Genomic DNA, 13,805 nt, shown 5'->3' with positions numbered 1-13,805 from the left:
AATGGCTCACTAATCAAATTCTAAACAAGAAAATTGTAGATAGTTAGTGGAGAGAGTAGCATATGTTTAAACATCGATTTAATTTTATTTTTGCAGGATTATTGGGGCTTTATTCCTTCTGGAATATTGTGACCTTGGAGGGTGACCGCCTGTATCAGGCAGAACTTCCATCTCGAGATCTTTTTTATGTAGTCATTTTTCTGGCTTATTCCGTTTGGTATGTGAATCTCGGTATTGAGAAATTCATCCTTCCTAGAGTTAAAGTTGTTCATCCTTTAATTCTTCAGTTTTCTACAAGTCTGATTCTGGTAACAATGATTGCTTTAATCTCTGTAGAAATTACTGGGGTAATATTTGGAGGACCATTTGCTTTTTCATTTCAAAATTTCTTGCTCACGCTTGGGTTCACTTTTCGAATCAATCTTTTTTTAAATTGTGTGAATGCTATTTTCTTCTTCAATAATAAATTCAACGAAAAGGCGCTTGAGGCCGAAAAACTGAAAACGCTCACAACTCAGGCAAAGCTGGAATCAATCAATACCCAATTAAACCCCCACTTTTTTTTCAATAATCTGAGTGCTCTTTCTGTTTTGATCCATGAAGACGTCAAACAGGCTGATGCTTACTTGCAGCGATTGAGCATTATTTACAGGTATATTCTGAATAATCAGAATCAAGAACTAGTGACGATAACTGAAGAATTGGATTTTTTAAAAAATTACATCGAACTGCTTTCTATTCGATTCAAGGATTCTTTGTCTTTTAAAATGGAGCTTGATTCAAACTGTAAAGACAAGTTAATTCCTCCAGCTGTTTTGCAATTATTAGTCGAAAATGCTGTAAAGCATAATTATTTTACTCTCAAAGAGCCACTTCAGATCAAAATTAAAAGTGATTGTAAACAGATAGAAGTTTTTAATCTGAAGCAGCCAAAAAATGTATCAGAGGAGTCAACAGGCATAGGACTTCAAAACATATCCGAGAGATATAGGTTTCTTAATTTGTCTATCCAAGTCGAAGATGTGAAAGACTCATTCAAGGTCATATTACCATTAATAGAAACCGATGAACATACTTTTAGTAGAAGACGAACCTTTAGCTCAGCAGCGAATAAGTAGCATTTTGGCAAAAAACTTTCCCGAGTGGAAGATTTTGGATACGGCTCAGAGTATAAAAGAATTTCAAGCAAGTTTAGATTTATTTCCTCAGGTCGATTTGATTTTTTGTGACATTCATCTTGCAGATGGATTAAGTTTCCAGGCTTTTGAAGGAAAAAAAATTAATACACCAGTCATTTTTATCACAGCATATGATCAGTACGCGTTGCAATCTTTCGATCACAACTGCATTGATTATGTATTGAAACCTATCGAAGAAGATCGATTAGTGAAAGCTTGTCAAAAAGCTATTCAAACTCCTCTTAAAGCATTGTCTGGTGAATTTGTAAAAGACTTTTTGATTAATTATTCCCAAAAATCTTATAAAAAAAGATTCCTTACTAAAACTGGAAATCGATTTTCGTTTGTAACAGTCGATCAGGTAAGTTATTTTTATTCTGAAGGTGGGATGACATATTTGATTGAGAATGGATCACAGCAGCGAATGTTGATTGATTATTCGCTAAATGAGTTGGAATCCAGTTTGTTAGATCCAATGAAGTTTTATCGTGTCAATAGATCAATGATCATTAATCTCGATTCACTTGTAGAAATCCGGCCTTACCATAATGGGCGCTTAGTTTTAGGGATGAATTCTAAAAGTGAGGAAGCCATTGTGGTCGCTCGTGAGCGGGTGAATGAATTCAAAAATTGGATTAATCAATAAAATTTTATGCTGAAAGCATTCTTATTGACGCTGAGCTTAGTCTTGGGATTCTGTTTTATTGCAAAAGGTCAAACATCAAATTTGCCTTCGATTGATTCATTAAAAAGGGCTGTTATTGAGCTGGATCAGGAGATTTATGAAGTAAAGCTCAACTTACATAATTCTCAAAAACAGCTTAAAACCGGAATTTTGGTGGCCACTATTGGGTATACGGTAACAATTATTGGTGGGCAATTGCTGGGTACAGAACCGGATTTGGGGAAAACATTACTGTATGTAGGTGGTGCCACTGGAATTGCCGGAACCTTTATCTTGGTGAAAGGATTTAAGAAAATCAGCCTCGGGGCACCCGCTCCACCGCCAAATTATTATCCAAATAGTTATTGAATTTCTTTTCCGAATAGAACTTCGGGTCCGGCTGGTTGTACTAGAATGACCTTTTCTTTTTCCACTACTACAGAGCCTGGCGCAGATCCCTTTACTTTTCTTACAAATTTTACCGGAGTGTAGATTACAGGAGCCAATGATTCAGTTTTGTTTTTAGAATAGAATGCGGCTAGTTGTGCGGCAGCTTCCAATACTCGAGTGGGAGCAGGGTGATTCACAGCGTTTTTGACCAATACATGTGAGCCTGATACCATTCTGGCATGAAGCCATAGGTCATCTTTTTTAGCATATTCCCGAAGCATATCATCATTGGATTGGGCTGATTTCCCTACCCAAATCGTATATCCTTCCAGTTCAAAAACTTTGAAAGGAAGGCTTTCTGTCTCTTTTTGTATGGCTTTGTCTTCCCCATGTTTCTTCTTGAATTCTTTCAGTCCTCGATAATCATCAATTGCGATAAGTGCATCTATTTTCGATTTCAAAGCCTCAGAAACAGCCCTTTTATTTTCGATCGTTTTTTCAATTTGTTTCCATTCCAGCTTTCTGTTTTTGCTTTTTCGATAGAGTGAAGCTGCAAAATCCTGTGGTTTCTGATTTGGTTTCAAAGCGACTTTTACCTGTTTTCCGCTATAAAAATCAAATAGCTCAACCTCGGATTTTCCATTTTCAAACAGATGCAAATTTGCCATTACCACGTCGGCAAGGTTAGATGGAGGGGCAGAATCTCTTAATTCCAGGAGTTTTTGACTCGATTTCTCAATGTATGATGTCTGTCTTTTGAGTTGCTCTTGATATTTTTTGAGTAAGGTGTTTTTTTCTTTTTCAAAACTTCCTTTGATCAAGGCTTGGTAGTAAAGCTCATTTACTGCCTGAACTGGATTCGAAAATGTACTGATCGAATCCGCCTCAGGAAGAAGGCTCAGTCGAACTTCTCCTGATTCTTCTACCAAAGAAAAAAGCGGTGTCTCCAGCATATCCATCAACTCCACCATCATTTCCCATCTCTGTAAAAGATTGGAATCCAGGTAGCCTTGATCTTTGAGCCATCGTCTTGGGAAAGTTCCTAAGGTCGGGAGGAATTTGGAGGCATTGCCTTCCAGTTTTTCAAATTGATCGAAACTTAAGTCAAGATCTTTTTCAAGCTCATTCCAATCTAGAGATTTGTCCTCCACTAATTCATTTCGAAAAGTTTTTTCAGGGACATTAGCTTCTGGTAAATACATAAGCACATTGCTCCGATTCCCATGAAGTTTGAAAAGTAATTTTTTCCCGGAATCCATTGAAAAATAAAAAGCCCGCTCAAAAGAAAGGAGCTCGCAGCCTGTGATTTTTTCTCCAATGAGCTCCTTAAAGAAGTTCATACTGTTCCTTTTGGCTCGTTTAAAGTCATCTGGGAAAGCCAAATAAATTTGGGGAGGGTTGAGATGCGCTTTTAGGTATTGCGTTCCATTTTCATCTTTTGCCTCGAGGATAAGCTCATTCTTGTTTTGCGAAAAACAGGCCGTGACTTCTTTTCCACGAAAAAGCCGATCTAATTCAGGACAAAGGAATTTTAGGAAATGGTAATTAAGATGCATTAAGGTAAAGATATCTCCAGCCCGTCATATCCCAAAGAAATCCCTGCGGGTAGTTCTTGATCTACTTCGGCGTGAAGTCCCATTCGATGCGATATATGCGTAAAATATGTCTGTCTAGCTCCTATTTTTTGAGCCATTGAAATAGCCTCATCAAGGGTGAAATGGGAAATATGGGAATCTTTTTGAAGCGCGTTCAACACCAAAATATCAGTTCCTTCTATAAGTTTTAGAGATTCATCCGAGATGAAGTTGGCGTCGGTGATGTATGTGAAGTCTTTAATTCTAAATCCCAAAACAGGGAGCTTGTAATGCATGACCGGAATCGGAATAATTTGGATTTTGGAAACTACAAAAGGGTTTGTATCGATTTCGACTGCTTCCACTTGAGGAACTCCCGGATATCTATTCCCTGAAAAAATATAGGCAAATTCACGCTTAATCTGTTCTAGCACTTGATACCTGCCAAAAACAGGCATATCTTTTTTTTGCTTGAAATTAAATGGGCGAATATCATCCAAACCTGCGGTATGGTCTTTATGCTCGTGTGTCAAAAGCACTGCGTCTACTTTTTGAATATCCGCTCTGAGCATTTGCATTCGGAAATCCGGACCCGTATCAATCACCAAACTCACTCCATTCACTTCAATATGGATGGAAGACCTAAATCGCTTATCGCGAAAATCCAATGATTTACATATGTTGCAGGAACAGCCAATGACTGGCACTCCTTGGGAAGTTCCGGTACCAAGTAGGGTTACTTTCAAAACTTAAGTTGAGTTTGTCTAAGTTCGGTCAAAAAGTCTTGATTGGATTTATCAGAAAAATCCTGGGGATTGAAATTCAATTCAGTCAGAATGTCGATTAAGGCGTTTATTTTACCTTCTAAGGGGAAATATTTGTTCACGATCACAATTTTGTTCTCATTCAAGACACAATAACCGGATTTGAAGTTCCCTTTTTCATACCTCAGCATATATTCTGAGGCGGCAAAGAGATTCTCTAATTTGTCCAAGAAATGTTTTGTGTACTTGATGGCCATGCTTTAGCTCAGGTATTTTTTTACAGTGGCCAGGACCACATCAAAATCAAGAGGCTTCTGAATGAATTCATTAAATCCGATTTTCCGAAATTCATCTATTGTGTAATTGTTGATATTTCCCGAGATAGCAATGATCGGCAAATTTGACTTAACAGGATCCGAGAGCGCACGAATTGCTTTTGTACATTCTATTCCATCGAGGACTGGCATATTCAAATCCATTAAAATCAAGTCAAAATCCTCTTTTTCCAACAATTCTAAGACTTGTTTCCCATTTCTGGCTGCCTTCATTTCATAATTTTCGAAAGCCAAGACACTTCGGGTCAAATTAATGATAATGGAACTGTCCTCTCCAACAAGAATTCTTTTTTGATCGCTCATATTTCAAAAATAGCTGCTTCTTTAATAAAATTTTCAAACAATTTTTTCTCTTTTTCCAGTTTTGAAAATAAAATTTCTACTTCCGGCCAATCTTCTTTTTTGGTAAATGCTTCTAAGTCAATAGCAATGAGATAAATAGAATTTGCACCAATTGTTCCGGAGTTTCCTTTTAAGATATGAAAAATCTCCGCCAGTTCATTGGTGTTTTTTGAGTTTATAGCCTCATGATATTTTTTTATCAGTTTAGTTAATTCTACTACAAAGTCATTTAAAATCTTTTTAACAGTTTCTTTAGAATTGTATTTCATCAATTGGGAAACTACACTTTGGTCAAGAAGAACATTAGGTACTTCTTTTTGATCCGAGTATGGAGTTTCTTTCAATCCGGTTTCTAAATGAATTTTCAATGTTTCCAAAAACCGTTTTGTGCGGATGGGTTTAGTCAAAAAATCATCAAACCCCATTTGTAAAAACTCTGCTTTATTAGACTCTTCTCCATAAGCCGAAACTGCTACAATAGGGGAAGTGCTCAATTCCAATTGACGGATTTTTTTCAAGGTGGAGATTCCATCCATTTTAGGCATCTGAATATCCATCAAGATCAAGTCAAAGTTTTCTTGGTTAAGCAAATTAATCGCTTCAATCCCATTTATCGCACTTTTATAGGTCCAATATTGCCCGATCAAATTCTCAAATAGCTTTCGGTTCAGATCATTGTCTTCTACGATAAGGACCTTTTTGCTTTTCATTTATTTACCTTTGAAATTCTCAACAAATAAGTAAGACAAAAATAAATTGAAATCACAGAATTATTTGATTCTTATTGTAGGTCCCACAGCAGTGGGTAAGACGGAGTTGTGTATCAATCTTGCCAAAAAGTATCAAACTGAAATTCTTTCCTGCGACAGTAGGCAGTTTTACAGGGAAATGAATTTGGGAACTGCCAAGCCTACTTCAGAAGAGTTGAGAGCAGTTCCACATCATTTTATTAATTCCCGTTCAATTGAGGAGGACTACGATGTCAAACAGTTTGAGCAGGATGCTATTGCGCTTTTAGAACAACTTTTTGCTAAAAACAATGTGGTAATAATGACCGGTGGATCTGGACTTTTTGCAGATGCTGTAGTCAATGGTTTGGATGAAATGCCCACCATCGAATCTCGGATTCGTGAACAGGTTATTGAAGATTATCAGGAAAAAGGGATTGCTTTTCTCCAGTCTGAAGTTCAGAAAATGGATCCCGATTATTTTGAAGTGGTGGATCAGCTTAATCCCCAGCGACTGATGCGAGCATTGGAAGTGATTCGGGGAACAGGGAGGCCTTTTAGTTCATTTAGAATTAAAAAGAAAGTAGATAGACCGTTTAAAGTGATAAAAATTGGCTTGGAAAGGCCAAGGCCAGAATTGTATGAAAGAATTGAGAAGCGGATGGATCAGATGATTCAGGCTGGACTTTTTGACGAAGCGGATGCGCTCTTTGGGAAACGTCATCTGAACTCATTACAGACACTGGGCTATACCGAGATCTTTGATTTTTTAGAAGGAAAATATGATCGAGCTGAAGCTATACGACTTCTGAAACGAAACTCCAGAAGATATGCAAAAAGACAATTGACCTGGTTTAAAAAAGATCCAGATATAAAATGGTTTAATCCTGAAAATCAGGTTGATATACTCAATTTTATTTCTGATCAAATCTCCTGAAAACCAGCTATTTTTGCTACCCAGTTGTAAGGGCCTTTTTTGATTAGCTGATTGTATTGGTGTCGATTTATTTTCATTTCCAGGATAAGATCTGAGGCTTTTTCAGCAAGACCTTTTTTTAGCTCTTGGCTTTTTAGCAAACTGATCAGTTCTTCAGGCTTTTGTGTTTCGCCTATAAGTAAACCCAACTCCGGATTGAGAGATTTTAGCTTGAAAAGTAGCTCTCGCTGTAGATTGGCTTTCCGCTGTAGGGTGTTTTTGACTGTCAGAAAAAACAGGAGGATTGCTCCTCCCATTGTAAGAAATATAGGAATGAACCCCATTATTAAATATTTAAGATATCTATAAGTTTCAAGTGATCAGGATTGAGTGGCTTGGTTTTGCCGATGCAATCTGCAAATGGAGTGTAGCGAATCTCCTGATTGACTACTCCTGCCATGTGGAATTGATGGCCGGAAAGCAAACCTTCCACAGCAGCCATTCCACATCTACTGGCTAATACACGATCTCTGGCAGTTGGATTGCCTCCTCGCTGAATATGTCCCAGTGTAGTGACTTTGAAATCTTTATTTTTGTTATTGACCTTTTCTTTTACCTTTTGCATAATCACTTCGGCATTTCCCTCGTCATCTCCCTCAGCGACAACTATGATGCTGGAGGATTTGCTTTTCCGAGGGTTCTTCAATGATTTTACAACTTGGTTTAGATCTGTTTTAGTTTCTGGGACCATCACAAATTCTGCTCCGCCTCCGATTCCAGACTCCACTGCTATGAATCCAGCATCTCGGCCCATTACTTCAATAAAGAAAATCCGGTCGTGTGCCGCAGCCGTATCCCTGATTTTATCAATAGCTTCCAAAGCAGTATTTACCGCAGTATCAAAACCAATCGTATAATCCGTTCCGTAGAGGTCGTTGTCAATGGTTCCAGGACAGCCGACGGTAGGAATACCATATTCTTCAAAGAATATTTTTGCACCGGTAAAAGTCCCATCACCACCTATAGCAACGACACCTTCTATTCCAAATTCCTTTAGATTTTCGTAGGCTTTCTTTCTTCCTTCAGGAGTTCTAAACTCTTGAGATCGTGCGGATTTAAGAATTGTACCACCTCGCTGAACGATATTACTCACTGAGTAAGACTGCATTCGTCTGATGTCGCCTTCAATCATTCCCTCATATCCACGATAGATTCCATAGACTTCAAGGCCTTTAAAGATAGCTGTTCGGACTACTGCTCTGACACAAGCATTCATTCCGGGACTATCTCCGCCTGAAGTAAAAACTGCGATTTTTTTCATCTGGTTACAATTGATTTTCAAGGGTCATATTGAACTTCTCAACACGGATAATTATCCAAATGTGTGGATCATCAAATATGCTTGATTTGATTTAAATAGGTTTAAGTGCCCAAAAATAGGGATTAAAGCGCGATCGAACTTGATTTAGTGAATTAATAAAATTTTAAATATTGGGACATAACGCGATTTTTTGATTAGAAGCTTAAAATTGGGAATTTGTTTGATTGAAATCGAGCAAGGAGAAAAACTTCACACGCTGGCATGTCCCGATATCCATCTGGACAGCTATGCGAGATTCCTCCCGAAACAATCCCGATATGCATCGGGAAGGGACAGGCTATATGGCCTTAAAAAAACAATTATAAACAGATGAAATCGAGCATGACGATAACGTCGCACAGTGGGATGATTATTCGAAATGCGAGATTCCATGTGGCCAAATAGAAAAATTATAAACACATGAAATATAGAGCACTTTCAGAATCTGGAATCAAGCTAAGCGAGATTGGACTTGGCTGTATGTCCCTTGACCCTGAGTCGAATTCTTTCAAGTCAGTTATTGAAGCTGCGATTTCGGGAGGAATTAATTTTCTGGATACAGCCGATTTGTATAATCAAGGATGGAATGAAAAAGCCGTATGTCAAGCGATTAAAGGTATTCGGAACCAGGTAATTCTTGCCACGAAAGTTGGTAATGAGATGCGGGCAGATGGCTCGGGCTGGGATTGGAATCCAAGGAAAAGTTACATTCTCAAAGCGGTGGAACACAGCCTTTCCCGCCTCCAAACTGACTACATTGACCTCTATCAACTCCATGGTGGGACGATAGAAGATCCCTGGGATGAGACTTTGGAAGCTTTTGAAATCTTGAAAACACAAGGCAAAATCCGAGCTTTTGGAATTTCTTCGATTCGCCCAAATGTGATTCGAGAGGTTTTATCCAGAAGTAATCCTGCCACCATCATGATGCAATACAATCCACTCGACCGTAGGCCTGAGGAATCGGCATTTCCGGCGATTGAAAAAAGTTCTACCAAGGTTTTGGTTAGAGGTGCATTTGCCAAAGGATTATTAATCGATAAGATGCCTAAGCCATTCCTCGATTATGATGCGAATCAAGTGAAAGGGTTTCAGGATTATGTGAAAGGCCAGAATTTCTCTCCTGAATCTCTGTTGATCCGTTTTGGATTGTCTCAATCGGTAGTTGCATCTCTGGTGATTGGAGCAAGTTCAGTGGAACAGGTTGAAAAAATGCTGGCAGGATATGAGCAAAGCCAAACCATTTCTAAAGAAGCTCTGAATCTATTTCAGCAAAAATTTCCCGCTAATCACTACGATTCCCACCGATAAAAATTCCATTTGCTGAGTCAGCAAGATTCGTTTACTTTCAAGCTTTCAAAGAAATATATCTCCCAATGAAGAAATTCCTTTCGCTAATTATTCTAGCCAGTTTTATCTTTTCCTGTCAAAATACTGCTCCCAAATCCGATCTGGAAACAAAAGCCGAGCAAGTAGAAATCATCCGCGATGATTTTGGTGTTCCCCACATTTATGGGAAAACCGACGCAGACGTGGTTTTTGGCTTGCTCTACGCGCAGTGCGAAGACGATTTCAGAAGAGTGGAGCGAAACTATATCTGGGCGACTGGTCGATTAGCGGAGCTGGAAGGGGAGGAAGCGATTTATTCTGATCTCCGGGCAAATCTCTACATGACCGAGGCAGAAGCCAAAGCGGCTTATGAAAAAGCTCCGGATTGGTTGAAAGCCCTGTGTCAGGCTTTTGCTGATGGGGTAAATTACTATCTGGAAACGCACCCAGAAGTGACGCCTCAGGTGATCACGCATTACGAACCTTGGATGCCGATGTTTTTCTCTGAGGGTTCTATCGGTGGAGATATTGAGCAGATCCCGACTCGCAGGATCAAAGCTTTTTATGAGGAAAATAAGGCTTTGGCGCTTAATGAGTATGGAAATGGACTCAATCACCAGGAAATGTTGGATGAACCAAAAGGATCTAATGGAATAGCAGTAGCAGGTGAATTGACCGAATCAGGAAATGCAATGCTGTTGATCAACCCGCATACTTCATTTTACTTCCGACCTGAAGTCCATGTAGTCAGTGAAGAAGGTCTGAATGCTTATGGAGCGGTGACTTGGGGGCAGTTTTTTGTTTACCAGGGTTTCAATGAAAAAACCGGCTGGATTCACACCTCTACTTTCGTCGATTTTATAGATGAGTTTGTCGAAAATGTTTCTGAAAAAGATGGCAAATTCCAATATCAATATGGAGATGAAATGCGGGATGTAATTTCCCAAGACATCACTTTGAAATATAAGGAAGGCGAAGAACTGAAAGAAAAGACTTTCACTTTTTACCGAACGCATCATGGTCCGATTACCCATAAAATCGATGACAAATGGGTGGCAACCAAAATCAATTGGGATCCGGTCAATGCATTGACGCAAAGTTATACTCGAACGAAATTGGGGAACTATGCCGAATTCAAAAAGATGATGGATATCCGAACCAACTCTTCAAACAATACTGTATTTGCAGATGCTGAAGGAAATATTGCCTACTTCCATGGTAATTTCATCCCGAAGCGCGACGATTCGTTTGACTTCCAGCGCCCTGTAGATGGTTCAGATCCGAAGACAGATTGGACTGGAATCCACACAGTAGATGAAAGTATTTTGATCTTGAATCCCGGAACAGGCTGGATTCAAAACACCAACTCTACACCTTTTACCGCAGCGGGAGAGTTTAGCCCTAAGCAGTCTGACTATCCAAAATATATGGCTCCGGATCAGGAGAATTACCGTGCACTTCATGCGGTAAAAGTTTTGAAGGATGCTAAGAATCTGACTTTGGATAGCTTTATCGACTTGGCGTATGATCCTTATTTGCCGGCATTTGAAGTCTTGATTCCAATGTTGATGAAAGCTTATGACCAAGTAGGAGGAGCAGATCCAAACTTGACTGAGCCGATCGAGATCCTTAAGGATTGGGATTACAGGACTTCCAAAGAATCTGTAGCCATGTCTTTGGCGCATTTCTTCGGGATGAATTTTATGCGAAATCATGGGAATATCAATTACCTGATTCCTTTCAATGCAGACAGGGGAGAGGCGCCTAATCCAAATGCAACCGAATTATTGGCTACTTTTTCGCAGACTCTTGAAGCGATGAATGCAGACTTTGGAAGTTGGAATACTCCGTGGGGAGAAATCAATAGATTCCAGCGTTTGACGGGAGATATCGATCTGAAGTTTGATGATAGCAAGCCTTACATTCCAGTGGGATTAGCCTCGGGGACTTGGGGAGCTTTGGCGGCATATGGCGCAAGAGCTACTGAAGATACCAAGCGCTTGTATGGTTACCGTGGAAATAGCTTTGTGGCGGTGGTAGAGTTTGGTGAAAAAGTAAAAGCCAAAAGCATGCTTGCCGGTGGCCAAAGTGCAGATCCAAATTCCCCGCATTTTTACGATCAGGCGCAGCGCTATGCAGATGCAAACTTTAAGGATGTGGCATTTTATCGGGAGGATGTGGAGAAGCGGATGAAGGAGAAGTACAATCCAGGAAAGCGGTAGTGTTTTGAAGTCAGAAGGCTAAAGTGAGAAGTTTGAAAACATTTTAAAGATTAGATAATTGAAAAATCACTTCAAAGCTGCCTTATAATTAGCCCTGGGTTTTAACCCTGGGTTTTTATTTTTAAAACCAGAGTTAGCTTCTAACTCTGATTTTGATTTCCCCCAGAATTCTACTTTTGCAGATTATTTACCATTCCCAATCCAGTATTTGATGAGATCGGGAATGATTTCCTTTTGTACCTTTGCAAAATGAAAGAACGAGAAAGAATAAGCGGTCAGGTAGTTCGTTATTTAGAGGACAGAAACTATGGATTTATTGAAAGCGAAAAAGGAGATACTTTCTTTTTTAAAAATGACCGGAAGCGGCAGAAAGAATTAAAGCGGGAAGGAAAAATTGATAGGGTGCATAACTATTCTTCCGGTGATGAAGTGACTTTTATGCCTGCCAAATCTCCAGATCCCGAATTAGGAGCATTTGCCTCGGAGGTGAATTTTGTAAGCAATGCCAAAAGAACTGCTTTGGCCGATGAATCTGAAGCCAAAGGAGTTCTTCAGGGTACCTTAAAGAAATTGGAGGATGATGCTTGGTTTGTGGTTCATACGAATACTAATATTTACCTGCCACTACCAATTTCGAAATGGGAAATCGATCTGGAAAAAACGTATGAATCCAGAGTGAATCAACTCGTAGGTTTCAAACTAACTCAAACCCATAATTTGGAAAAACTAAGTGCGATCCTGATTGATCGAAAGTTCAGCCCAAATTTCCAATTATTGAGAGATCACTATGAGGATCAGACTACCTTAAAAGTGACTGTGACAGGAAAAAACCAACATGGGTATTTTGCGAAATTAGCTTTCGGAGACTTTGTGGGTTTTATCAAACTGGATAAGAATGCCTCGCGGCTTCAAGCGAATGAATACAAGCAAATCCAAAAGGATCAGGAAGTTTGGGTGAAACTTCAGCGCCTTCAGGAAAATCAAGTCCAGTTGCCGCTATCTTTTTACAGCCTGGAGGAGCAGAGTTGATTGGGATTTCGGAGGATGATAATTTTCGAATCTGATTATCCGCAATGATGCCTTGTTTTTTTTTCTTTGCTTATCAGGCTGGATGTCCTTCCGATAGCCATCGGAAGAAGTACCAGCGATGCTAGTGTTAACCATACATTAAGTCGCTTTATACATTTTACTGGTGAAATTGCGGATATACCTATTTTCGAATTTGAGTTTTGAGACTCGAATCAAATCCAAAAAAAAGGCAGGAAGAACGATCCTCCTGCCTTTTAAAAAATAATGTGGATGATTAGAATGGAAGATCTGCTTCCATTTTTTCTTTTTTCTCCGAGTTGCCCAACAGTAGGACTTCATTCACCACGATTTCGGTGATGTAGCGCTTCACGCCCTCCTTATCCGTATAGTCCCGATTGCTGATTTTGCCTTCGATGGCGATCTCCGAACCCTTGTCCGTATACTTGTCAAGTAGCTCTGCGTTCTTGCCCCAGATCACCAGTCTGTGCCAGGTGGTTTCGGTGATTTTCTCACCTTTTTGATTTTTGTAGGTTTCGTTGGTAGCGATATTGACGTTACCTAGGATTTTGCCACTTTCAAGGGTTTTCAATTCGATTTTGGAACCCATGTGACCGATTAGCTGAACTTTGTTTCTTAGCGCATTCATAATGTTTGTTGTTTTGGTTAGAAGATTTGTTTGTCGTTTTCGCCAGAGGAAAAACTTATGGTCCAAAGTTGCAGGGTCAGTCCAAGCTAAGTCGGTATTGATCCATTTGTATCCGATTGTATCCGTTTGTTGTCGGATAATTGTGGATTTCATGTAAACTAGATAGGTACTTAATGAAAAAAAGTTTTTAGGTTTAGGGAGGATATAACGGAAATAGCCGCAATTGCGGGTATTTTATGTTGTGTGCAACCCTAATAACCGACACAACCGATAACAAACAAACAGAAAAATGAAAGACAAAATGCCAACGCTTCAGCAAAATCAAAAG

Annotated in this window: 16 protein-coding genes; 8 read left to right on the top strand and 8 right to left on the bottom strand. The window is 39.4% G+C overall.

Annotation, left to right across the window (positions count from 1 at the left end; genetic code table 11):
- Positions 1-62: 62 nt before the first annotated feature.
- From BVC88_RS11640 to BVC88_RS11630, 3 genes are read left to right on the top strand one after another with little or no spacing between them, the layout of a single operon-like run.
- Entirely contained in the window at positions 63-1,118 is a 1,056-nt protein-coding gene (locus tag BVC88_RS11640; RefSeq protein ID WP_075350853.1) for a sensor histidine kinase, read from the top strand.
- The gene (locus tag BVC88_RS11635; protein WP_075350852.1) at positions 1,066-1,824 is read left to right on the top strand and encodes a LytR/AlgR family response regulator transcription factor; all 759 of its coding nucleotides are present in this window, start codon (positions 1,066-1,068) and stop codon (positions 1,822-1,824) included. Before BVC88_RS11640 ends, BVC88_RS11635 begins: the two co-directional genes overlap by 53 nt.
- 6 nt (positions 1,825-1,830) lie before the next feature.
- Positions 1,831-2,211 (top strand): hypothetical protein, encoded by a 381-nt coding sequence (locus BVC88_RS11630; RefSeq protein ID WP_075350851.1) that lies wholly within the window; start codon positions 1,831-1,833, stop codon positions 2,209-2,211.
- Here the strand turns inward: BVC88_RS11630 and BVC88_RS11625 are convergent.
- The 5 genes from BVC88_RS11625 to BVC88_RS11605 are packed head-to-tail and all read right to left on the bottom strand — an operon-like array spanning position 2,205 to position 5,957.
- Positions 2,205-3,788 (bottom strand): NFACT RNA binding domain-containing protein, encoded by a 1,584-nt coding sequence (locus tag BVC88_RS11625; RefSeq protein ID WP_075350850.1) that lies wholly within the window; start codon positions 3,786-3,788, stop codon positions 2,205-2,207. The genes BVC88_RS11630 and BVC88_RS11625 overlap by 7 nt on opposite strands.
- Positions 3,788-4,552 carry an MBL fold metallo-hydrolase gene (locus BVC88_RS11620; protein WP_075350849.1) on the bottom strand — a complete coding sequence of 255 codons (765 nt, stop codon included), beginning with the start codon at positions 4,550-4,552 and terminating at the stop codon, positions 3,788-3,790. Before BVC88_RS11620 ends, BVC88_RS11625 begins: the two co-directional genes overlap by 1 nt.
- On the bottom strand, positions 4,549-4,827 hold the full coding sequence (locus BVC88_RS11615; RefSeq protein ID WP_075350848.1) for a hypothetical protein: 279 nt from the start codon (positions 4,825-4,827) through the stop codon (positions 4,549-4,551). Before BVC88_RS11615 ends, BVC88_RS11620 begins: the two co-directional genes overlap by 4 nt.
- 3 nt (positions 4,828-4,830) lie before the next feature.
- Positions 4,831-5,208, bottom strand: coding sequence for a response regulator (locus BVC88_RS11610; RefSeq protein ID WP_075350847.1), 378 nt, complete (start codon positions 5,206-5,208; stop codon positions 4,831-4,833).
- The gene (locus BVC88_RS11605) at positions 5,205-5,957 is read right to left on the bottom strand and encodes a response regulator (protein ID WP_075350846.1); all 753 of its coding nucleotides are present in this window, start codon (positions 5,955-5,957) and stop codon (positions 5,205-5,207) included. The genes BVC88_RS11610 and BVC88_RS11605 overlap by 4 nt, the downstream gene beginning before the upstream one ends.
- A gap of 46 nt (positions 5,958-6,003) precedes the next feature.
- Here BVC88_RS11605 and miaA point away from each other — a divergent pair, with 46 nt between their 5' ends.
- Complete coding sequence (gene miaA / locus BVC88_RS11600; RefSeq protein WP_075350845.1) at positions 6,004-6,912, top strand: tRNA (adenosine(37)-N6)-dimethylallyltransferase MiaA; 909 nt, start codon at positions 6,004-6,006, stop codon at positions 6,910-6,912.
- Here miaA and BVC88_RS11595 read toward each other — a convergent pair.
- Together BVC88_RS11595 and pfkA are read right to left on the bottom strand one after the other, a co-directional pair.
- Positions 6,900-7,235, bottom strand: a complete 336-nt coding sequence (locus BVC88_RS11595; protein WP_075350844.1) for a hypothetical protein — start codon at positions 7,233-7,235, stop codon at positions 6,900-6,902. The genes miaA and BVC88_RS11595 overlap by 13 nt on opposite strands.
- 2 nt (positions 7,236-7,237) lie before the next feature.
- Positions 7,238-8,212 (bottom strand): 6-phosphofructokinase, encoded by a 975-nt coding sequence (gene pfkA, locus BVC88_RS11590; RefSeq protein ID WP_075350843.1) that lies wholly within the window; start codon positions 8,210-8,212, stop codon positions 7,238-7,240.
- A 224-nt stretch (positions 8,213-8,436) separates the two neighbouring features.
- Here pfkA and BVC88_RS21340 point away from each other — a divergent pair, with 224 nt between their 5' ends.
- The 4 genes from BVC88_RS21340 to BVC88_RS11575 all read left to right on the top strand — a co-directional run bounded on the left by BVC88_RS21340 (position 8,437) and on the right by BVC88_RS11575 (position 12,831).
- Positions 8,437-8,577 (top strand): hypothetical protein, encoded by a 141-nt coding sequence (locus BVC88_RS21340; protein WP_175574408.1) that lies wholly within the window; start codon positions 8,437-8,439, stop codon positions 8,575-8,577.
- A gap of 94 nt (positions 8,578-8,671) precedes the next feature.
- Positions 8,672-9,562 carry an aldo/keto reductase gene (locus tag BVC88_RS11585; protein ID WP_075350842.1) on the top strand — a complete coding sequence of 297 codons (891 nt, stop codon included), beginning with the start codon at positions 8,672-8,674 and terminating at the stop codon, positions 9,560-9,562.
- 65 nt (positions 9,563-9,627) lie between these two features.
- A complete protein-coding gene (locus BVC88_RS11580) occupies positions 9,628-11,802 on the top strand; it encodes an acylase (protein WP_075350841.1) in 2,175 nt (724 codons plus the stop codon).
- A gap of 249 nt (positions 11,803-12,051) precedes the next feature.
- Positions 12,052-12,831, top strand: a complete 780-nt coding sequence (locus tag BVC88_RS11575; RefSeq protein ID WP_075350840.1) for a hypothetical protein — start codon at positions 12,052-12,054, stop codon at positions 12,829-12,831.
- Positions 12,832-13,105: 274 nt separating this feature from the next.
- On the opposite strand, the gene BVC88_RS11570 is transcribed toward BVC88_RS11575, so the two are convergent.
- A complete protein-coding gene (locus BVC88_RS11570) occupies positions 13,106-13,630 on the bottom strand; it encodes a single-stranded DNA-binding protein (RefSeq protein WP_317044971.1) in 525 nt (174 codons plus the stop codon).
- Positions 13,631-13,805: the final 175 nt, after the last annotated feature.

This window comes from Algoriphagus marinus (assembly GCF_001936475.1).
Classification (GTDB): Bacteria; Bacteroidota; Bacteroidia; order Cytophagales; family Cyclobacteriaceae; genus Algoriphagus; species Algoriphagus marinus.
Note: the sequence above shows the minus strand (reverse complement) of the source record. Positions and strands in the feature narration are given on the sequence as shown.